The sequence below is a fragment of the Rhizobium aethiopicum genome (genome assembly GCF_900094625.1).
In the GTDB taxonomy this organism is placed as follows: Bacteria; Pseudomonadota; Alphaproteobacteria; order Rhizobiales; family Rhizobiaceae; genus Rhizobium; species Rhizobium aethiopicum.
Genome location: NZ_FMAJ01000029.1, coordinates 21,044 through 38,394 on the forward strand (window position 1 = coordinate 21,044; position 17,351 = coordinate 38,394).

Genomic DNA, 17,351 nt, shown 5'->3' on the forward strand with positions numbered 1-17,351 from the left:
AGGAGGTTTTGACATGCCGACCTACCGCCCACCAAAAATCGCTTCATCGGAAATCACGCCGCGCCAGATCTATGTGCGCCGCCGTGAATTCCTGGGTGCTGCGGCGCTTGGCGCCATGGCGCTCTATGGCGCCGGCAAAGCCAGTGCCGCCGCGCTTTCCGCCGTCGAGAGCAAGTACAAGCTCGATGAGAAGACCACGCCGATCAAGGACGTCACGACCTACAACAACTTCTATGAGTTCGGCCTCGACAAAGGCGATCCCGCCGCTCTTTCCGGTGATTTCAAGCCTCTGCCCTGGACGGTCAAGGTCGACGGCATGGTCAACAAACCCGGCACCTTCGACATCGAAGCCCTGATGAAGGAATTCCCCATCGAGGAGCGCACCTACCGGATGCGCTGTGTCGAGGCCTGGTCGATGGTCATCCCCTGGGACGGCTTTCCGCTGGCATCGCTGCTCGACAAGGTGGAGCCGCTCGGCAGCGCCAAATATGTCGCCTTCGAAACCGTCGTGCGGCCGGAGGAAATGCCCGGGCAGAAGGGGTTCTTCCAGTCGCTCGACTGGCCCTATGTCGAGGGACTGCGCCTCGACGAGGCGCGCCATCCGCTGACACTGCTTGCCGTCGGGCTCTATGGCGAAACGCTGCCGAATCAGAACGGTGCGCCGATCCGGCTCGTCGTACCATGGAAATATGGCTTCAAGGGCATCAAGTCGATTGTCAGGATCACGTTCACCGACAAGCAGCCGAAGAACACCTGGCAGGTGACCAATCCGCAGGAATACGGCTTCTATGCCAACGTCAACCCGGCCGTCGACCATCCGCGCTGGAGCCAGGCCACCGAGAGGCGCATCGGCGAAAGCGGCTTCTTCGGCGCAAGCCGCCAGCCCACCCTGCCCTTCAACGGCTATGCCGACGAGGTGGCGAGCCTCTATGCCGGCATGGACCTGAAGGCGAATTTCTGATGGCGGAACTGTCGCTCGCCCTCCCGAAGCGCTGGCAGCCCGCCTCCGTCTGGCTGCTTTATGCCGTGGGGCTCGTGCCGGCTGCCTGGACCTTCTATCTCGGCGCGACCGATCAGCTCGGCGCCGATCCGGTCAAGACCTTCGAGCTCTTCCTCGGCATCTGGACGATCCGCTTTTTGATTCTAACGCTGGCCGTCTCCCCTGCCCGCGAGCTTCTCGGCTGGAACTATCTGCGCTATCGCCGAGCGCTCGGCCTGTTGACCTTCTACTACGCGCTGATGCATTTCACCGTCTACATGGTGCTCGACCAGGCGATGGATATCCAGGCCGTCGTCAACGACGTGCTGAAGCGCCCGTTCATCATGTTCGGCATGGCAGCCCTTGCGATGCTTATTCCCCTGGCCATGACATCCAATAATTTCTCGATCCGCCGCCTCGGCAAGAACTGGATCCGGCTGCACAGGCTCGTCTACCTTATCGCCGCCTGCGGGTCGCTGCATTTCGCGCTCTCGACCAAGATCCTCGACCTCGAGCAATATATCTATGTCGGGCTGATCATCGCGCTCATCCTCTACCGCTCGTGGCGGCCGATTGGGCGCAGCCGGAAGAAAGGCCCGGGGCGCACGCGCGATCGGGCGATGGCTTCGGCTTCCTGAGGCTGCAGATTAGCGGCAAGGACGCGCAGGATCGAATACGTACGCCGCGGCTATACCAATCGCGTAGCCCAGAATGTTCCACAGCGAGAAGATACGACCGAGCAGCAGCGCGCCTGCGGTGGTCAGCCGAAACGCGTCGAGCCAGGGTGTGTGATACAGTCGGAACAGTTCCACGCAGATTGCAACGACCAGCGCCGTGATCGCAATGACTGCCCGCGGTGACTTTCCAAATACCAGCGCCACCAGCAGATAAACCATGGCTCCCCAAAGCGCCGATCCACCATATTTGACGATGATGAATGGCAGGCCGACGGTATAGCCAAAGTGCCTGAGCACCAGTCCGGCCGCAATAACGACAAGCACAGCCGCAAGACGGAGGAATTGCGATCGACGCCGCGCTTCAAGGAAGTTGTCCATAGAGCCGTCCTATCTCAATCTCCGCAGCTTGCAATTCTGAGGGTGGACATACGAACGGCCCCGTCACCAAAGGAACTGCGCCACTTCCACTCAGACCAAGGCATAAACAAAAACAGCCGGGCTTTGCAGCCCGGCTGTTTTGTTCCGGCGGAGCGGACGATTAGGCGGCGACGGCCTGCTCTTCAGCAGCGACGCGGGCCTTGTCGGCTGCGCCCTTGGCGTAGGTGTCGCGGTCGACGAACTCGATCACGGCCATGGCGGCGTTGTCGCCCTGGCGGAAGCCGGCCTTCATGATGCGCAGATAGCCGCCGTTGCGGGTGGCATAACGCGTTGCGATCGTGTCGAACAGCTTCGAGACGACAGCGGCGTCGCGGATCTGCGAGATCGCCTGACGGCGAGCGTGCAGGTCGCCGCGCTTGCCGAGCGTGACGAGCTTCTCGACGATCGGACGGATTTCCTTGGCCTTCGGCACGGTCGTGACGATCTGCTCGTGGGTAATGAGCGAAGCCGCCATGTTGGCGAACATCGCCTTACGGTGGCTTGCGGTTCTATTCAGCTTGCGGCCGGCTTTACCATGGCGCATTGCTATTCTCCTTTAATGCAGTGCCCTTACGTTAGGTGGGCCTGCCGTTTCCTGGCACATGCAGGCGATCGGCCTGCTGTTTGACGGGGAAAGGCAGCCGAAAGAGCCTGCCTTTTGTTATGTTCTTGCGATCGGCGTGTGGGCGGAAGACCGCTTTACACTTTTCCTCACGCCGCTCAGTACTGGTCTTCGTAACGCTTGGCGAGATCTTCGATGTTCTCGGGCGGCCATGCCGGCACTTCCATGCCGAGGTGCAGGCCCATGGAAGCGAGAACTTCCTTGATTTCGTTCAGCGACTTGCGACCAAAATTCGGCGTGCGGAGCATTTCTGCTTCGGTCTTCTGAATGAGGTCGCCGATGTAGACGATGTTGTCGTTCTTCAGGCAGTTCGCCGAACGGACCGACAGTTCGAGTTCGTCCACCTTCTTGAGGAGAGCCGGGTTGAAAGCGAGTTCGGTGACTGCTTCCTCTTCGGTTTCCTTCTGCGGCTCGTCGAAGTTGACGAAGACGCCAAGCTGATCCTGGAGAATACGCGCCGCGAAAGCGACGGCGTCTTCACCGGTGATCGAGCCATCGGTTTCGATGGTCATGTTCAGCTTGTCGTAGTCGAGAACCTGTCCTTCGCGGGTATTTTCAACCTTGTAGGACACCTTCTTGACCGGCGAATAGAGGCTGTCGACCGGGATGAGACCGATCGGGGCATCTTCCGCACGATTGCGCTCGGCCGGGACATAGCCCTTGCCGTTGTTGACGGTGAACTCCATGCGGATCTCGGCGCCCTCGTCGAGCGTGCAGATCACATGCTCGGGATTGAGGATCTCGATATCGCCGACCGTCTGAATGTCGCCAGCCGTGACAACGCCCGGGCCCTGCTTGCGCACGACCATGCGCTTTGCGTCGTCGCCATCCATCTTGATGGCGATTTCCTTGATATTGAGCACGATATCCGTGACGTCTTCGCGGACACCCGGAATCGAGGAGAATTCATGCAGCACGCCGTCGATCTGCACCGCCGTGACGGCAGCACCGCGCAGCGAGGAGAGCAGAACGCGACGCAGCGCGTTGCCAAGGGTGAGGCCGAAGCCGCGCTCCAGCGGTTCGGCGACGAGCGTCGCCCTGGTGCGCGAGCTCGAGGAGAACTCCACCTTGTTCGGCTTGATCAGTTCCTGCCAGTTCTTCTGAATCATGAGTTTGCCTTCCGTTCGTTGCCACCATCCAATCGTGGCAACCGAGCTTGAAAACCACCGGGAGCGCCAAAGCGCTCACCAGTGACGAGAGCGATGATCAGACGCGGCGCTTCTTGCGCGGACGGCAGCCATTGTGCGGGATCGGCGTCACGTCGCGGATGGACGTGATCATGAAACCCGCAGCCTGGAGCGCGCGCAGAGCCGATTCACGACCCGAACCGGGGCCGCAGACTTCGACTTCCAGCGACTTCATGCCGTGCTCCTGGGCCTTCTTGGCGCAGTCTTCAGCAGCGATCTGGGCAGCAAACGGGGTCGACTTGCGCGAGCCCTTGAAACCCTTGGCGCCAGCCGACGACCAGGCGATCGCATTGCCCTGCGCATCGGTGATGGTGATCATCGTGTTGTTGAAGGTCGAGTTGACGTGAGCGACACCCGACGAGATATTCTTGCGCTCGCGACGGCGAACGCGGACGGCTTCCTTAGCCATGCTATTCCTTTCGTTGATCTCTTCACCGCCGTAATGCCAGCAGCTACACCGGAACGGCGCCTATATGGTCCCGCTCCAAACTCAAAAGAGGCCGGCGCGGACCGCCAGCCTCCCCACCCCGGTTTCCCGGAAATTACTTCTTCTTGCCAGCGATTGCCTTTGCCGGACCCTTGCGAGTGCGGGCATTGGTGTGCGTGCGCTGACCGCGGACCGGAAGGCCGCGACGATGACGCAGGCCGCGGTAGCAGCCGAGATCCATCAGGCGCTTGATGTTCATCGCGGTATCGCGACGAAGATCACCTTCGACCTGATAGTCGCGGTCGATGGTTTCGCGGATCTGAAGGACTTCAGCGTCCGTCAGCTGATGCACACGACGCTCAGCCGGGATACCGACCTTCTCGACGATTTCCTGTGCGAATTTCGGACCGATCCCGTGAATGTAGGTCAGCGCGATGACAACGCGCTTTGCAGTCGGGATGTTGACGCCAGCGATACGTGCCACGCCTGTTCTCCTTGCATTCCAGTTGCCATCCGGCAAGTGGGCTTCGTTATGCGGTCTTTCGAACCGCCCGTTCAAATTTAGGTCCGCAACATGTCAACACGACCGAACCCGGACTTCCCAGGGAAATCCGCGCCGATCGCAGGGAATGTCGCGAGTTGGCGCGGTGTTTAGCGGAATCACTGCTGAAAAGCAACCGTTCCGCCAAGTTTTATTTTCAAAGCCTTAAAGCTTGGAAAGAATGCCTTCGACATCGGCGGTCACTTCATCGATTTCCGCCATGCCGTCCACGGACCTGAGCTTGCCTTTGGCATGATAGTAGCCGATCAGCGGCGAGGTCTCCTTGTAATAGACCTGCAGCCGAGCCGTCATGGTCTCCGGATTGTCGTCGGGACGGCGCTTGAAGTGGGTAGAGCCGCACTTGTCGCACACACCTTCATTGGCCGGAACCTTGTCCGTGTCGTGATAGACGCTACCGCACTGCGCGCAGGAGTAGCGACCGGCAACGCGCCGGACGAGCTCAGCGTCGTCAACGCGGAATTCGATGACAACGGAGAGATCAAGACCCTTTGCTCTCAGCATCGCTTCAGTGGCGTCCGCCTGAACGAGCGTCCTGGGGAAGCCATCGAGAATGAAACCGTTGGCGCAATCGGGCTGATCGATTCGTTCGGAGACGATGGCGATGACGATGTCGTCCGAGACGAGCTTGCCGGCGTCCATGACAGCCTTGGCGCGCTTGCCGACCTCAGTCCCGGCGTTGACCGCCGCTCGCAGCATGTCGCCCGTGGAAAGCTGCGGAATGCCGTGCTTTTCCACGATCCGCTGGGCCTGGGTTCCCTTGCCCGCGCCCGGCGGCCCCAAAAGGATAAGTCTCATCGCCCCCTCTTTCCTCCACGCAACTTCGATTTCTTGATCAGGCCTTCGTATTGCTGCGCGATCAGGTGACCCTGGATCTGTGCAACTGTATCAAGAGTTACGCTAACCACGATCAAAAGCGAAGTCCCACCAAGGGCTAATGGAATGCCGGTTTGCGACACCAGAATCTCCGGGAGGATGCAGACGAAGACGAGATAGATCGCGCCGATCACGGTGATGCGGGTCAGCACGTAGTCGATATATTCGGCAGTGCGCTCACCGGGACGGATGCCGGGAATGAAGCCGCCATGCTTCTTCAGATTGTCGGCGGTGTCCTTCGGATTGAAGACAATGGCCGTATAGAAGAAGGCGAAGAAGGCGATCAGCGCCGCATAGAGCACCATGTAGAGCGGCTGGCCGTGGCCGAGGGCGGCAACGATCGACGTCGCCCAGGACGGCATCGACGTGGTGCTGGCGAAGCCGGCGACCGTTGCCGGCAGCAGCAGCAGCGACGAGGCGAAGATCGCCGGAATGACGCCCGATGTGTTGAGCTTCAGCGGCAGGTGCGAGGTGTCGCCCTGGAACATCCGGTTGCCGACCTGGCGCTTCGGATACTGGATCAGCAGCCGGCGCTGGGCGCGTTCGACGAAGACGATGATGCCGATGACGGCGATCGCGACGAGGATGACGAGCAGGATGAGGCCGGTCGACAGCGCGCCGGTGCGGCCGAGTTCGAGGGTGCCGGCAAGAGCGCTCGGAAGGCCGGCTGCGATACCGGCGAAGATGATCAACGAAATGCCGTTGCCGATGCCGCGCGAGGTGACCTGCTCACCGAGCCACATCAGGAACATCGTGCCGCCAAGCAGCGTCAGGACCGTGGAAAGGCGGAAGAACCAACCCGGATCAACGACCAGGCCCTGCCCGCTCTCGAGACCGGCGGCAATGCCGTAAGCCTGCAGTGCACCCAGAATGACGGTGCCGTAGCGGGTGTACTGGTTGATGATCTTGCGCCCCTGCTCGCCTTCCTTCTTGAGGTTTTCGAGCGCCGGCACGACCGAGGTCATGAGCTGCACGATGATCGAGGCGGAGATATAAGGCATGATGCCGAGCGCGAAGATCGCCATGCGCTCAACCGCGCCGCCCGAGAACATGTTGAAGAGGCCGAGAATGCCGCCTGCCTGGCCGCGGAAAGCCTGGGCATAGGCTTCAGGATTGAGACCCGGAAGCGGAATATGGGTGCCGAGCCTGTAGACGAGGAGAGCTGCCAGTGTGAACCACAGGCGCTTCTTCAAATCCTCGGCTTTGGCAAAGGTCGAAAAATTGAGGTTGGATGCCAATTGTTCCGCTGCAGAAGCCATGCGATTCTCCGCGCTACCAATTCCGGCGCCTCAAACGGCAGGCCGGGTCCGGAATCAGTATAAAATTATTCAAAACCAGGCTCAGGACGGATTGCGGCGCAACCCCATGCCTCACCCTTGTTTTCGAGTCTTACCGGCATGACGCGGGCGCGCCAGCCAAGTTTTTGTGAGGCCCACATATGGGAGCAAAATCGCCCGGTGTGAAGCACCCCGGGCGACATATCATCAGATTATTATTCGGCAGCTGCCGGAGCCGAAAGCAGCGTCACGCTACCGCCGGCCTTTTCGATCTTCTCGACGGCAGGCTTGGAAGCGCCTGCGACAACGATGGTGATCTTGGCCTTGAGTTCGCCATCGGCGAGAACACGTACACCGTCCTTTGCGCGGCGGATGACGCCGGCGGCCTTGAGGGCGGCCGCGTCAACGGTCGCCTTGGCATCGAGCTTGCCGGCGTCGATCGCAGCCTGGATGCGGGCGAGCGACACGACGACGAAGTCGGAAGCGAAGATGTTGTTGAAGCCGCGCTTCGGCAGGCGACGATAGATCGGCATCTGGCCGCCTTCGAAGCCGTTGATGGCGACGCCGGAACGGGACTTCTGACCCTTCACGCCGCGACCACCGGTCTTGCCCGAGCCCGAGCCGATACCGCGGCCGAGGCGCTTGCGGCTGTGGGTCGAGCCTTCGTTGTCCTTGATTTCATTAAGTTTCATGAGCGTTTCCTCCGTCTCACTTCTCGTCGACAACGCGAACGAGATGCTGGACAGCACGGATCATGCCACGAACGGAAGGAGTATCCTCCAGCGTGCGGCGACGGTGCATCTTGTTCAGTCCGAGACCGATCAGCGTGCGCTGCTGGACGTCCGGACGGCGAATCGGGCTGCCGATCTGTTCGATCGTGACAGTCTTCGCTTCAGCCTTCTTGGTAGCCTTGGCCATTGGTCAGCTCCTCTTATTCTTCAGAGGCGTTGCCGGAGGCGCTACGACGAGCCTGCAGCGTTGCATACTTGATGCCGCGCTGAGCTGCGATGTCCTTCGGGTGAACCTGGTGCTTCAGAGCGTCGAAGGTGGCGCGAACCATGTTGTAGGGGTTCGACGAACCGGTCGACTTGGCGACGACGTCGTGCATGCCGAGCGTTTCGAATACGGCGCGCATCGGACCGCCGGCGATGATGCCGGTACCGACCTTGGCCGAGCGCAACAGAACCTTGCCGGCGCCGTGGCGGCCATGGACGTCGTGATGCAGCGTACGGCCGTCACGCAGCGGTACGAAGATCAGTTCGCGCTTGGCGGCTTCGGTTGCCTTGCGGATGGCTTCCGGCACTTCGCGCGCCTTGCCATGGCCGAAACCGACGCGGCCCTTCTGGTCGCCAACGACGACGAGTGCTGCGAAACCAAAACGACGGCCGCCCTTAACGACCTTGGCGACGCGGTTGATCGCGACAAGCTTGTCGACGAATTCGCTATCGCGCTCTTCACGGCTCTGGCGGTCTTCCCGCTGCGGCCTTCTTTCCTGTGCCATTGTCCTCTTCCTTTTTCTTTTCCGGGTGCAATCGGCAAATGACTGTGGACCGCGTCAGCCTCCCCTTCTTGCCAGGGAGTGCCTGCGGTCCGGCGAAAATCCGGCCGGAGCGACAGCGCCCGGCCGGAAACTGATCAGAAGGTGAGACCGCCTTCGCGGGCCGCTTCGGCGAGAGCCTTGATGCGGCCGTGATAGATGAAGGCGCCACGGTCGAACACGACGTCCGTAACGCCAGCCTTGGAGGCGCGCTCGGCGACGAGCTTGCCCACGGCAGCGGCGGCGGCGGTATCGGCACCGGTCTTCAGAGAACCGCGCAGATCCTTGTCGAGGGTGGAGGCGGACGCAAGCGTCTTGCCGGCCACATCATCGATGATCTGGGCGTAGATGTTCTTCGAGGAGCGATGAACCGACAGGCGCGGACGGCCGTTGGCCACCGACTTGATATGACGGCGCACGCGGTTGGCACGACGTGCAAGTGCTTCTTTCCTGCTAGCCATTTCGCGTGATCCTTACTTCTTCTTGCCTTCTTTGCGGACGATCCGCTCGTCGGCATACTTGACGCCCTTGCCCTTATAAGGCTCGGGACCGCGATATTCGCGGATTTCGGCGGCAACCTGGCCGACCTGCTGCTTGTTGATGCCGCTGACGACGATTTCAGTCGGCTTCGGAACAGCAATCGTGATGCCGACCGGCGGTTCATAGACCACGTCGTGGCTGAAACCGAGCGCCAGTTGCAGGTTCTTGCCCTGCATGGCGGCGCGGTAACCGACGCCGTTGATTTCAAGCTTGCGCTCGAAACCATCCTTGACGCCCTTGAAGATGCCTTCGATCATAGTGCGGGACATACCCCACTTCGAACGTGCATCCTTGGTCTGGTTTACGGGCGTCACGACGACCGCGTTGTTTTCGAGCTTGAGGCTGATTTCGTCGTTAGCGACGAAGAACAGCTCGCCCTTCGGGCCCTTTGCAGTAACCTTCTGGCCATCGACCGTAGCCGTGATTCCAGCAGGCACCTGAACGGGCTTCTTACCGATACGAGACATGTTTCAATCCTGTCTGTTCGCTATGGAGATCCTCGCCCGATCTTAGAAGACCGAGCAAAGAACCTCGCCACCAACGTTCTGTTCGCGAGCCTGGTGATCGGCCATCACGCCCTTCGGAGTCGAAAGGATGGTGATGCCGAGGCCGTTCGCGACCTGCGGAATGGACTTGACCGAGACATAAACCCGGCGGCCCGGCTTGGACACACGGCCGATCTCGCGGATCACCGATGCGCCTTCATAGTATTTCAGCTCGATGTTGAGCTCCGACTTGCCATTGCCGAAATCGACAACGGAATAGCCACGGATGTAGCCTTCGGACTGCAGGACATCGAGAACACGCGCACGGAGCTTGGACGCAGGCGTCGAAACCGACGACTTGCGGCGGGAAGCGCCGTTGCGGATACGGGTGAGCATATCGCCCAACGGATCAGTCATTGTCATCTAACCTGCTCCTTACCAGCTCGACTTGACGATGCCCGGCACCTTGCCGAGATTGCCCAGTTCACGCAGCGCAATACGCGACATGCGCAGTTTGCGGTAATATGCGCGCGGACGGCCCGATACTTCGCAACGGTTGCGAATACGGGTCTTCGATCCATCGCGCGGCAGGGATGCCAGCTTGATCGAGGCCTTGAACCGCTCTTCGATCGGAAGAGCCTGGTTCATGATGATCGCCTTCAACGCAGCCCGCTTCGCGGCCTGGTTGGCGACCGTAGTACGGCGGCGCTTGTTCTTTTCAACTGCGCTTGTCTTCGCCATGTCAGGTTCCTTTTCTACGCTCGTCGTTACGGTTATTGACGGAACGGGAAGCTGAACTCTTTCAGGAGAGTCCGGGCTTCGTCGTCGGTCGTCGCCGTCGTGCAAACGATGATGTCCATGCCCCACATCTGATCAACCTTGTCGTAGTTGATTTCAGGGAACACAATGTGCTCCTTGATGCCCATGGCGAAGTTGCCACGGCCGTCAAAGCTCTTCGGGTTCAGGCCGCGGAAGTCGCGAACGCGCGGAAGCGCGATGTTGACCAGACGATCCAGGAACTCGTACATGCGGGCGCCGCGCAGGGTGACCTTTGCGCCGATCGGCATGTTTTCGCGGACCTTGAAGCCTGCGATAGAGTTGCGTGCGCGGGTGATGACCGGCTTCTGACCGGCGATCGCTGCGAGGTCGGCGGCAGCAACCGTCGGCTTCTTCGAGTCAGCGGTCGCTTCACCAACGCCCATGTTGATCACGATCTTGTCGAGCTTCGGGATCATCATCTCGTTGGCGTAGGAGAACTTCTCCTGCATCGCCTTGCGGATGCGCTCGACATATTCCTTCTTGAGCCGCGGCTCGTATTTTGCCTCAGCCATCGATCACTTCTCCAGAACGCTTGGCCACGCGGACCTTCTTGCCGTCAACGACCTTGAAACCGACGCGGGTCGGCTTGCCGTCCTTGTCGACGATTGCAATGTTGGACAGGTGAACCGGGGCTTCCTTGTTGATGATGCCGGCTTCCTGGGTCTGCGTCTGGCGCTGGTGGCGCTTCACGACGTTGACGCCACGGACGACCGCACGATCTTCCTTCGGCATGACCTGAACGACTTCGCCGGTGCGGCCCTTGTCCTTGCCAGCGAGCATGACGACCTTGTCGCCTTTACGAATCTTTTGCATCGCTTCCGCTCCTTACAGTACTTCGGGAGCCAGCGAGATGATCTTCATGTGGTTCTTGGCGCGAAGTTCGCGCGGAACCGGTCCGAAGATACGGGTGCCGATCGGCTCTTTCTTGTTGTCGATGAGGACTGCTGCGTTGGTGTCGAAGCGGATGACCGAGCCATCCGGACGACGGATGTCCTTGGCGGTGCGAACGACAACCGCCTTCATCACGTCACCCTTCTTCACGCGGCCGCGCGGGATCGCTTCCTTGATCGAAACGACGATGACGTCGCCGATCGAGGCATACTTGCGCTTCGAGCCGCCCAGCACCTTGATGCACATGACACGACGTGCGCCGGAATTATCCGCGACGTCGAGGTTTGTTTGCATCTGAATCATATCAGGTCGCCTTCTTGGTTTACCGGAATGGTTGGGCCTAAGCCCCCTACTCCGGCTTATGAAAATGTTCGCCGGCCAGCCTGCCGTAACGGCAGGCAAAACACGGCAATAGCTGAATAGCGCGGGGTCGATCGTGCCAGGGTGGTTTCCCGAACGGGACCTTCCGTGCGCTCAAAGCAAAAGAACGCCCGGCATTCGAGCGTTCTGACGCTGCTTCATACAGATATTTCGGCGAGACGCAAGGCCTCGCACAAAATTCTGTTTACTTGCCCTGGGCGGCGATGACCGTCCAGCGCTTGTCCTTGGAGATCGGCGCGCATTCCTCGATGGATACGGTATCGCCGATCTTGTACTGATTGTTTTCGTCGTGGGCCTTGTACTTCTTGGAACGACGAACGGTCTTCTGGAGCAGCGGATGAGCGAAACGACGCTCGACGCGAACTACTACCGTCTTCTCGTTCTTGTCGCCAACGACGACGCCCTGCAGGATGCGCTTCGGCATATTTTTCTTCCTTTAGGCCTTAACTTCTGCCGCCTTCTGGCGGGCAATGGTTTTGACGCGGGCGATGTCCTTGCGGACTTCGTTGATGCGCGAGGACTTTTCGAGCTGGCCGGTCGCCTTCTGGAAGCGCAGGTTGAACTGCTCCTTCTTCAGCTTGGCAAGCTCGTCCTTGAGTTGGTCGGCGCTGAGCGCGCGAACGTCTGAGGCTTTCATGAGCTCAATCCCTTACTCTGCAATGCGCTGTACGAAGCGCGTCTTGACCGAGAGCTTGGCAGAGCCGAGGCGAAGCGCCTCGCGGGCGATCTCTTCGCTGACGCCGTCGATCTCGAACATCATACGACCGGGCTTGACCTTGCATGCCCAGTACTCAACGGAGCCCTTACCTTTACCCATGCGGACTTCGGTCGGCTTTGCGGTTACCGGAACGTCCGGGAACACGCGGATCCATACACGGCCGGCGCGCTTCATGTAACGCGTGATCGCGCGGCGGGCCGCTTCGATCTCGCGTGCGTTGACGCGGTTGGGCTCCTGAGCCTTCAGGCCGAATTCGCCGAATGCCAGGTCAGAACCGCCCTTGGCGACGCCCTTGATGCGGCCCTTGAACTGCTTGCGGTACTTAGTACGCTTTGGCTGCAACATTTTCTTACTTCTCCGAGCTTATCTTTCGCCAGCGCTAATTACGCGTTGTCGCGTTCGCGGCGACGATCGCCACGGTCGCGTTCGCGGCTTGCCGGGCCCTGTGCGTCGCCTTCCAGCGCGCGGCGTTCGGAAGCCATCGGATCGTGCTCAAGGATTTCGCCCTTGAAGATCCACACCTTGATGCCGCAGATACCGAATGCGGTTTCGGCTTCTGCCGTGCCGTAGTCGATGTCGGCGCGCAGCGTGTGCAGCGGCACACGGCCTTCACGGTACCATTCGGTACGCGCGATTTCGGCACCGCCGAGACGGCCGGCGCAGGTGATCTTGATGCCTTCGGCGCCAAGACGCATTGCCGACTGAACGGCGCGCTTCATGGCGCGGCGGAAAGCCACGCGGCGCTCGAGCTGCTGGGCGATCGACTGAGCGACCAGCGTCGCGTCGACTTCGGGCTTGCGCACTTCGACGATGTTGAGGTGCGTTTCCGAATTGGTCATATCCGACAGCTTCTTGCGGAGCTTGTCGATGTCGGCGCCCTTGCGGCCGATGATCAGGCCCGGACGAGCCGAGTGGATCGTGACGCGGCACTTCTTGTGCGGACGCTCGATGACCACCTTAGAGATGCCTGCCTGCTTCAGTTCGCTCATGACGAACTTGCGCATCTTCAGATCTTCGTGCAGCAGCTGGCCGTACTCGGCATTGTCCGCGAACCAGCGGCTATCCCAGGTACGGTTGATGCCGAGACGGAAACCGATCGGATTGATTTTCTGACCCATTATGCGGCCTCCTCTGCTGCCTGCACTTCACGAACGACGATCGTCAGGTGCGCGAAGGGCTTTTCGATGCGCGACGCACGACCGCGGCCACGAGCGTGGAAACGCTTCATGACGATCGACTTGCCGACATAGGCCTCGGCGACGACAAGAGCGTCGACGTCGAGATCGTGGTTGTTCTCGGCGTTGGCGATCGCGGATTCGAGCGTCTTCTTGACGGCGCCCGCGATACGCTTGCGGGAGAACTCCAGCTCAGCGAGTGCGCGCTCGACCTTCTTGCCGCGGATGGCCGCAGCAACCAGGTTGAGCTTCTGGGGGCTGACGCGGAGCGTGCGGGCGACTGCTTGCGCCTCGTTGTCCTTCAGCCGGCGTTCGGCTTTTGCCTTGCCCATTGTTACTTCCTCTTCGCCTTCTTGTCCGCGCCGTGACCGTAGTAGGTGCGGGTCGGAGAGAATTCACCGAATTTGTGGCCGACCATGTCTTCATTGACGCTGACCGGAATATGCTTGCTGCCGTTGTAGACGCCGAAGGTAAGACCGACGAACTGCGGCAGGATCGTGGAGCGACGGCTCCAGATCTTGATCACTTCTGCACGTCCGCCTTCACGAACCTTCTCAGCCTTCTTGAGAAGATAGCCGTCAACGAACGGACCTTTCCATACTGAACGAGCCATTGGAGACTTCCTCTCTTACTTCTTACGCTGATGACGCGAGCGCATGATCATCTTGTCGGTCGACTTGTTCGACCGGGTGCGCTTGCCCTTGGTCGGCTTGCCCCACGGTGTCACCGGATGGCGACCACCGGAGGTGCGGCCTTCACCACCGCCGTGCGGATGGTCGACCGGGTTCATGACAACACCGCGGTTATGCGGACGCTTGCCGCGCCAAACGGTACGACCGGCCTTGCCGTCGTTGATGTTGGCGTGATCCGGGTTGGACACGGCGCCGATCGAAGCAAGGCAGACGCCGCTTACGAGGCGCTGTTCACCGGAGTTCAGGCGAAGGATCGCCATGCCCTGGTCACGGCCGACGAGCTGCGCGTAGGAGCCGGCGGAGCGGGCGATCTGACCGCCCTTGCCCGGCTTCATTTCCACGTTGTGGATGATGGAGCCGACCGGAATGTACTGCAGCGGCATGGTGTTGCCGGGCTTGACGTCGACAGCCTTTTCCGAAGCGATGACCTTATCGCCGGCAGCGAGACGCTGCGGAGCGATGATGTAGGCCTGCTCGCCATCCGTATAGCTCACCAGCGCGATGAAAGCGGTGCGGTTCGGATCGTATTCGATCCGTTCGACCGTGCCTTCGACATCGAACTTGCGACGCTTGAAGTCGACCAGACGGTAGCTGCGCTTGTGACCGCCGCCGATGAAGCGGGCAGTGATGCGGCCGAGGTTGTTACGACCGCCGCTCTTGGTCAGACCTTCCGTCAGCGCCTTGACCGGCTTGCCCTTGTAGAGCGAGGAGCGGTCCACGATGACCAGCTGACGCTGGCTCGGGGTCGTCGGATTGAATGTTTTCAATGCCATTTTCTTATACCTCAGAGACCGGTGGAGACGTCGATCGTCTGGCCTTCAGCCAGCGTCACGACAGCCTTCTTCACGTCCTTCTGCTTGCCGACAAAACCGCGGAACCGCTTGGTCTTGCCCTTGCGAAGCAGAGTGTTGACGGCCGTAACCTTGACGCCGAAGAGCGCCTCGACAGCAGCCTTGATTTCCGGCTTTGTCGCCTGCTTGGCGACATTGAAAACAACCTGGTTGTTCTCGGATACCAGCGTGGACTTTTCGGTGATCGCCGGAGAGACGATCACATCGTAGTGGCGAAGATCGGTCACTTGAATCGCTCCTCTAGCGCTTCAACCGCAGCCTTGGAAAGCACGAGCTTGCCGCGGCGCACGATATCGTAAACGTTGATACCCTGGATCGGCAGAACATCGATGTTCGGGATGTTCTGAGCTGCGAGCTTGAAGTTGCCGTCAAGCTCTGCGCCGCCGATGAACAGGGCGTTGGTCAGGCCGAGCGTCTCGAAAACGGACGCGAGAGCCTTGGTCTTGGCTTCGGCAGCGACCAGGTTGTCGATGACGATGACGTCATCGGCCTTGATCTTGGCCGAAAGGGCGTGGCGAAGGCCAAGCGCGCGAACCTTCTTCGGAAGGTCGTGCTCATGGCTGCGGACAACCGGGCCATGGGCCTTGCCGCCGCCGCGGAACTGCGGAGCGCGAGCCGAATGGTGGCGGGCGCGGCCCGTACCCTTCTGCTTGTACATCTTGGCGCCGGTGCGCGAGACTTCAGCGCGGCCCTTTGCCTTGTGCGTGCCCTGCTGCTTCTTGGCAAGCTGCCAGCGGATGACGCGGGCGAGAATGTCTTCGCGGGGCTCGAGGCCGAAAATCTCGTCCGAAAGGGAAACCTTCCCGGCGTCTTTTCCCTCGAGGGTCTTGACGTTCAATTCCATTGATCTGGCTCCCTTACTTCGCGGCCGACTTGACGGCGTCGCGCACGATGATCCAGGCACCCTTGGAACCGGGAACAGCACCCTTGATCAGGATCAGACCACGGTCTTCGTCGGTCGAAACCACTTCCAGGTTCTGCGTCGTGACGCGCGTCTGGCCCATGTGACCAGCCATCTTCTTGTTCTTGAAAACCTTGCCCGGATCCTGGCGCGAGCCGGTCGAACCGTGCGAACGGTGCGAAACCGACACGCCGTGCGTGGCGCGCAGACCGCCGAAACCGTGGCGCTTCATGGCGCCGGCAAAACCCTTACCGATCGTCGTACCCGTCACGTCGACGAGCTGACCGGCGGCAAAGTGACCCGCCTTGAGCTCCGTGCCGATCTCGAGCAGGTTGTCTTCCGAAACACGGAACTCCTGCAGCTTGGCCTTCGGCTCGACGTTGGCAACGGCAAAGTTGCCGCGCATCGCCTTCGACGTGTTCTTCACCTTTGCCTGGCCGGCACCGAGCTGAACTGCGGTATAGCCATTCTTTTCGACGGTGCGCGTGGCGACGACCTGGCAGCCGTCCATACGCAGTACCGTTACCGGGACATGCTCGCCGGCGTCGTTGTAGACGCGGGTCATTCCCACCTTCTGTGCAATCACACCTGAACGCATCGGTTCAATCCTTCCAACTCAGCTCGAGCAAGCTCAGAGCTTGATCTCAACATCGACACCGGCGGCGAGATCGAGCTTCATCAGCGCGTCTACCGTCTGCGGGGTCGGGTCTACGATGTCGAGCAGGCGCTTATGCGTGCGCATCTCGAACTGTTCGCGGCTTTTCTTGTCGATGTGCGGGGACCGGTTGACCGTAAACTTCTCGATGCGGGTCGGAAGCGGAACGGGGCCCCGGACGCTTGCACCGGTGCGCTTCGCCGTCGACACGATCTCGCGCGTAGAAGCATCGAGAATCCGGTGATCGAACGCCTTCAGGCGAATGCGGATATTTTGGCCGTTCATTCGACGTTATCCTTGTGTTTGTTTACCGCATGTCTCTCAACAAGACACGGGTTGTTCTTTCTTCCTAAGGCGGACCACCGGTTTCAAAGATCGAGAGGGCGCCGATACCGGCATCCCTATCCAGTCTTCAGGGCCTTCTAGCCCACCTTATTGGTTGTTCAGTCACCGCTTCGTTATCCAAAGCGGTACGCAAATCGCGCTCGCGCGCCATTTGCTACATTTCTGTGTAATAAGCAAGCGGCTTACGCCGCCTGCTTCATATTATTGTCATCGAATCGGCCACCCCATCGGGGCGGCCGAATGCATTACTCGACGATCGAAGCGACGATGCCGGCGCCGACGGTGCGGCCGCCTTCGCGGATAGCGAAGCGCAGCTTTTCTTCCATCGCGATCGGAACGA

Annotated in this window: 31 protein-coding genes; 2 read left to right on the top strand and 29 right to left on the bottom strand. The window is 60.3% G+C overall.

What is annotated here, in order from left to right; all coding sequences use genetic code 11:
- Window positions 1–13: 13 nt before the first annotated feature.
- Complete coding sequence (gene msrP, locus GA0061105_RS29935) at window positions 14–961, top strand: protein-methionine-sulfoxide reductase catalytic subunit MsrP (RefSeq protein ID WP_092754852.1); 948 nt, start codon at window positions 14–16, stop codon at window positions 959–961.
- Window positions 961–1,617 (top strand): protein-methionine-sulfoxide reductase heme-binding subunit MsrQ, encoded by a 657-nt coding sequence (gene msrQ / locus GA0061105_RS29940; RefSeq protein WP_092754855.1) that lies wholly within the window; start codon window positions 961–963, stop codon window positions 1,615–1,617. Before msrP ends, msrQ begins: the two co-directional genes overlap by 1 nt.
- 9 nt (window positions 1,618–1,626) lie before the next feature.
- Here msrQ and GA0061105_RS29945 read toward each other — a convergent pair whose 3' ends face one another.
- From GA0061105_RS29945 to GA0061105_RS30085, 29 genes are all read right to left on the bottom strand, one after another.
- Window positions 1,627–2,034, bottom strand: coding sequence for a ribosomal maturation YjgA family protein (locus tag GA0061105_RS29945; protein ID WP_092754858.1), 408 nt, complete (start codon window positions 2,032–2,034; stop codon window positions 1,627–1,629).
- Window positions 2,035–2,194: 160 nt separating this feature from the next.
- The gene (gene rplQ, locus GA0061105_RS29950) at window positions 2,195–2,617 is read right to left on the bottom strand and encodes a 50S ribosomal protein L17 (protein ID WP_092754862.1); all 423 of its coding nucleotides are present in this window, start codon (window positions 2,615–2,617) and stop codon (window positions 2,195–2,197) included.
- Between the two features lie 176 nt (window positions 2,618–2,793).
- Window positions 2,794–3,804: a DNA-directed RNA polymerase subunit alpha gene (locus GA0061105_RS29955; protein WP_003547579.1), complete on the bottom strand. Its 1,011-nt coding sequence runs from the start codon at window positions 3,802–3,804 to the stop codon at window positions 2,794–2,796.
- Between the two features lie 97 nt (window positions 3,805–3,901).
- Window positions 3,902–4,291 (bottom strand): 30S ribosomal protein S11, encoded by a 390-nt coding sequence (gene rpsK / locus GA0061105_RS29960; protein WP_003547577.1) that lies wholly within the window; start codon window positions 4,289–4,291, stop codon window positions 3,902–3,904.
- Window positions 4,292–4,424: 133 nt separating this feature from the next.
- Entirely contained in the window at window positions 4,425–4,793 is a 369-nt protein-coding gene (gene rpsM, locus GA0061105_RS29965) for a 30S ribosomal protein S13 (RefSeq protein WP_064692637.1), read from the bottom strand.
- A gap of 222 nt (window positions 4,794–5,015) precedes the next feature.
- Complete coding sequence (locus GA0061105_RS29970; protein WP_064692636.1) at window positions 5,016–5,666, bottom strand: adenylate kinase; 651 nt, start codon at window positions 5,664–5,666, stop codon at window positions 5,016–5,018.
- A complete protein-coding gene (gene secY, locus GA0061105_RS29975; RefSeq protein WP_064692635.1) occupies window positions 5,663–7,003 on the bottom strand; it encodes a preprotein translocase subunit SecY in 1,341 nt (446 codons plus the stop codon). The genes GA0061105_RS29970 and secY overlap by 4 nt, the downstream gene beginning before the upstream one ends.
- Before the next feature lie 233 nt (window positions 7,004–7,236).
- Entirely contained in the window at window positions 7,237–7,713 is a 477-nt protein-coding gene (gene rplO, locus GA0061105_RS29980) for a 50S ribosomal protein L15 (RefSeq protein ID WP_004677630.1), read from the bottom strand.
- A 16-nt stretch (window positions 7,714–7,729) separates the two neighbouring features.
- Entirely contained in the window at window positions 7,730–7,939 is a 210-nt protein-coding gene (gene rpmD / locus GA0061105_RS29985) for a 50S ribosomal protein L30 (protein WP_003547566.1), read from the bottom strand.
- Window positions 7,940–7,952: 13 nt separating this feature from the next.
- The gene (gene rpsE, locus GA0061105_RS29990) at window positions 7,953–8,522 is read right to left on the bottom strand and encodes a 30S ribosomal protein S5 (protein ID WP_003573784.1); all 570 of its coding nucleotides are present in this window, start codon (window positions 8,520–8,522) and stop codon (window positions 7,953–7,955) included.
- A gap of 134 nt (window positions 8,523–8,656) precedes the next feature.
- Complete coding sequence (rplR, locus tag GA0061105_RS29995; protein ID WP_011424987.1) at window positions 8,657–9,019, bottom strand: 50S ribosomal protein L18; 363 nt, start codon at window positions 9,017–9,019, stop codon at window positions 8,657–8,659.
- Window positions 9,020–9,031: 12 nt separating this feature from the next.
- Window positions 9,032–9,565 carry a 50S ribosomal protein L6 gene (gene rplF, locus GA0061105_RS30000; RefSeq protein ID WP_064692634.1) on the bottom strand — a complete coding sequence of 178 codons (534 nt, stop codon included), beginning with the start codon at window positions 9,563–9,565 and terminating at the stop codon, window positions 9,032–9,034.
- A gap of 42 nt (window positions 9,566–9,607) precedes the next feature.
- Window positions 9,608–10,006 (bottom strand): 30S ribosomal protein S8, encoded by a 399-nt coding sequence (gene rpsH / locus GA0061105_RS30005; protein WP_004674934.1) that lies wholly within the window; start codon window positions 10,004–10,006, stop codon window positions 9,608–9,610.
- A gap of 12 nt (window positions 10,007–10,018) precedes the next feature.
- Window positions 10,019–10,324, bottom strand: coding sequence for a 30S ribosomal protein S14 (gene rpsN / locus GA0061105_RS30010; RefSeq protein WP_003573787.1), 306 nt, complete (start codon window positions 10,322–10,324; stop codon window positions 10,019–10,021).
- Window positions 10,325–10,356: 32 nt separating this feature from the next.
- Entirely contained in the window at window positions 10,357–10,914 is a 558-nt protein-coding gene (gene rplE, locus GA0061105_RS30015) for a 50S ribosomal protein L5 (protein WP_011424985.1), read from the bottom strand.
- Window positions 10,907–11,215: a 50S ribosomal protein L24 gene (rplX, locus tag GA0061105_RS30020; protein ID WP_004674929.1), complete on the bottom strand. Its 309-nt coding sequence runs from the start codon at window positions 11,213–11,215 to the stop codon at window positions 10,907–10,909. Before rplX ends, rplE begins: the two co-directional genes overlap by 8 nt.
- Before the next feature lie 12 nt (window positions 11,216–11,227).
- Window positions 11,228–11,596, bottom strand: coding sequence for a 50S ribosomal protein L14 (gene rplN, locus GA0061105_RS30025; protein ID WP_003573790.1), 369 nt, complete (start codon window positions 11,594–11,596; stop codon window positions 11,228–11,230).
- A 262-nt stretch (window positions 11,597–11,858) separates the two neighbouring features.
- On the bottom strand, window positions 11,859–12,098 hold the full coding sequence (gene rpsQ, locus GA0061105_RS30030; RefSeq protein WP_004674926.1) for a 30S ribosomal protein S17: 240 nt from the start codon (window positions 12,096–12,098) through the stop codon (window positions 11,859–11,861).
- Window positions 12,099–12,110: 12 nt separating this feature from the next.
- Window positions 12,111–12,311: a 50S ribosomal protein L29 gene (gene rpmC / locus GA0061105_RS30035; protein WP_008521335.1), complete on the bottom strand. Its 201-nt coding sequence runs from the start codon at window positions 12,309–12,311 to the stop codon at window positions 12,111–12,113.
- Window positions 12,312–12,323: 12 nt separating this feature from the next.
- Window positions 12,324–12,737, bottom strand: a complete 414-nt coding sequence (gene rplP / locus GA0061105_RS30040; protein WP_003573792.1) for a 50S ribosomal protein L16 — start codon at window positions 12,735–12,737, stop codon at window positions 12,324–12,326.
- A 38-nt stretch (window positions 12,738–12,775) separates the two neighbouring features.
- On the bottom strand, window positions 12,776–13,510 hold the full coding sequence (rpsC, locus tag GA0061105_RS30045; protein ID WP_003573793.1) for a 30S ribosomal protein S3: 735 nt from the start codon (window positions 13,508–13,510) through the stop codon (window positions 12,776–12,778).
- The gene (rplV, locus tag GA0061105_RS30050) at window positions 13,510–13,899 is read right to left on the bottom strand and encodes a 50S ribosomal protein L22 (RefSeq protein WP_004674922.1); all 390 of its coding nucleotides are present in this window, start codon (window positions 13,897–13,899) and stop codon (window positions 13,510–13,512) included. Before rplV ends, rpsC begins: the two co-directional genes overlap by 1 nt.
- Before the next feature lie 2 nt (window positions 13,900–13,901).
- Window positions 13,902–14,180 (bottom strand): 30S ribosomal protein S19, encoded by a 279-nt coding sequence (gene rpsS / locus GA0061105_RS30055; RefSeq protein ID WP_003573797.1) that lies wholly within the window; start codon window positions 14,178–14,180, stop codon window positions 13,902–13,904.
- 15 nt (window positions 14,181–14,195) lie between these two features.
- Complete coding sequence (rplB, locus tag GA0061105_RS30060; RefSeq protein WP_064692633.1) at window positions 14,196–15,032, bottom strand: 50S ribosomal protein L2; 837 nt, start codon at window positions 15,030–15,032, stop codon at window positions 14,196–14,198.
- Window positions 15,033–15,043: 11 nt separating this feature from the next.
- Window positions 15,044–15,337 carry a 50S ribosomal protein L23 gene (locus tag GA0061105_RS30065; protein WP_003547550.1) on the bottom strand — a complete coding sequence of 98 codons (294 nt, stop codon included), beginning with the start codon at window positions 15,335–15,337 and terminating at the stop codon, window positions 15,044–15,046.
- Window positions 15,334–15,954: a 50S ribosomal protein L4 gene (rplD, locus tag GA0061105_RS30070; RefSeq protein ID WP_010028977.1), complete on the bottom strand. Its 621-nt coding sequence runs from the start codon at window positions 15,952–15,954 to the stop codon at window positions 15,334–15,336. Before rplD ends, GA0061105_RS30065 begins: the two co-directional genes overlap by 4 nt.
- Window positions 15,955–15,967: 13 nt before the next feature.
- Entirely contained in the window at window positions 15,968–16,609 is a 642-nt protein-coding gene (rplC, locus tag GA0061105_RS30075) for a 50S ribosomal protein L3 (protein ID WP_008521348.1), read from the bottom strand.
- A 33-nt stretch (window positions 16,610–16,642) separates the two neighbouring features.
- Complete coding sequence (rpsJ, locus tag GA0061105_RS30080) at window positions 16,643–16,951, bottom strand: 30S ribosomal protein S10 (protein ID WP_003547547.1); 309 nt, start codon at window positions 16,949–16,951, stop codon at window positions 16,643–16,645.
- Window positions 16,952–17,256: 305 nt separating this feature from the next.
- Window positions 17,257–17,351: EF-Tu C-terminal domain-related protein (locus tag GA0061105_RS30085; protein ID WP_018010126.1), on the bottom strand; the 95-nt coding region annotated here is incomplete at its 5' end.

Coding starts and splice junctions, on each gene's coding strand:
- rplR (WP_011424987.1), bottom strand. CDS start 9,019: ATGGCTAGCAGGAAAGAAGCACTTGCACGTCGTGCCAACCGCGTGCGC.
- msrP (WP_092754852.1), top strand. CDS start 14: ATGCCGACCTACCGCCCACCAAAAATCGCTTCATCGGAAATCACGCCG.
- rpsK (WP_003547577.1), bottom strand. CDS start 4,291: ATGGCTAAGGAAGCCGTCCGCGTTCGCCGTCGCGAGCGCAAGAATATC.
- rplQ (WP_092754862.1), bottom strand. CDS start 2,617: ATGCGCCATGGTAAAGCCGGCCGCAAGCTGAATAGAACCGCAAGCCAC.
- rpsN (WP_003573787.1), bottom strand. CDS start 10,324: ATGGCGAAGACAAGCGCAGTTGAAAAGAACAAGCGCCGCCGTACTACG.
- GA0061105_RS29945 (WP_092754858.1), bottom strand. CDS start 2,034: ATGGACAACTTCCTTGAAGCGCGGCGTCGATCGCAATTCCTCCGTCTT.
- rplF (WP_064692634.1), bottom strand. CDS start 9,565: ATGTCTCGTATCGGTAAGAAGCCCGTTCAGGTGCCTGCTGGAATCACG.
- rplE (WP_011424985.1), bottom strand. CDS start 10,914: ATGGCTGAGGCAAAATACGAGCCGCGGCTCAAGAAGGAATATGTCGAG.
- rpmC (WP_008521335.1), bottom strand. CDS start 12,311: ATGAAAGCCTCAGACGTTCGCGCGCTCAGCGCCGACCAACTCAAGGAC.
- rplV (WP_004674922.1), bottom strand. CDS start 13,899: ATGGGCAAGGCAAAAGCCGAACGCCGGCTGAAGGACAACGAGGCGCAA.
- rplC (WP_008521348.1), bottom strand. CDS start 16,609: ATGCGTTCAGGTGTGATTGCACAGAAGGTGGGAATGACCCGCGTCTAC.
- rpsE (WP_003573784.1), bottom strand. CDS start 8,522: ATGGCACAGGAAAGAAGGCCGCAGCGGGAAGACCGCCAGAGCCGTGAA.
- secY (WP_064692635.1), bottom strand. CDS start 7,003: ATGGCTTCTGCAGCGGAACAATTGGCATCCAACCTCAATTTTTCGACC.
- GA0061105_RS29955 (WP_003547579.1), bottom strand. CDS start 3,804: ATGATTCAGAAGAACTGGCAGGAACTGATCAAGCCGAACAAGGTGGAG.
- rpsJ (WP_003547547.1), bottom strand. CDS start 16,951: ATGAACGGCCAAAATATCCGCATTCGCCTGAAGGCGTTCGATCACCGG.
- rplP (WP_003573792.1), bottom strand. CDS start 12,737: ATGTTGCAGCCAAAGCGTACTAAGTACCGCAAGCAGTTCAAGGGCCGC.
- rpsC (WP_003573793.1), bottom strand. CDS start 13,510: ATGGGTCAGAAAATCAATCCGATCGGTTTCCGTCTCGGCATCAACCGT.
- rpmD (WP_003547566.1), bottom strand. CDS start 7,939: ATGGCCAAGGCTACCAAGAAGGCTGAAGCGAAGACTGTCACGATCGAA.
- rplD (WP_010028977.1), bottom strand. CDS start 15,954: ATGGAATTGAACGTCAAGACCCTCGAGGGAAAAGACGCCGGGAAGGTT.
- rpsS (WP_003573797.1), bottom strand. CDS start 14,180: ATGGCTCGTTCAGTATGGAAAGGTCCGTTCGTTGACGGCTATCTTCTC.
- rplB (WP_064692633.1), bottom strand. CDS start 15,032: ATGGCATTGAAAACATTCAATCCGACGACCCCGAGCCAGCGTCAGCTG.
- rpsH (WP_004674934.1), bottom strand. CDS start 10,006: ATGACAATGACTGATCCGTTGGGCGATATGCTCACCCGTATCCGCAAC.
- rplX (WP_004674929.1), bottom strand. CDS start 11,215: ATGCAAAAGATTCGTAAAGGCGACAAGGTCGTCATGCTCGCTGGCAAG.
- rplN (WP_003573790.1), bottom strand. CDS start 11,596: ATGATTCAGATGCAAACAAACCTCGACGTCGCGGATAATTCCGGCGCA.
- rpsQ (WP_004674926.1), bottom strand. CDS start 12,098: ATGCCGAAGCGCATCCTGCAGGGCGTCGTCGTTGGCGACAAGAACGAG.
- GA0061105_RS29970 (WP_064692636.1), bottom strand. CDS start 5,666: ATGAGACTTATCCTTTTGGGGCCGCCGGGCGCGGGCAAGGGAACCCAG.
- rplO (WP_004677630.1), bottom strand. CDS start 7,713: ATGAAACTTAATGAAATCAAGGACAACGAAGGCTCGACCCACAGCCGC.
- msrQ (WP_092754855.1), top strand. CDS start 961: ATGGCGGAACTGTCGCTCGCCCTCCCGAAGCGCTGGCAGCCCGCCTCC.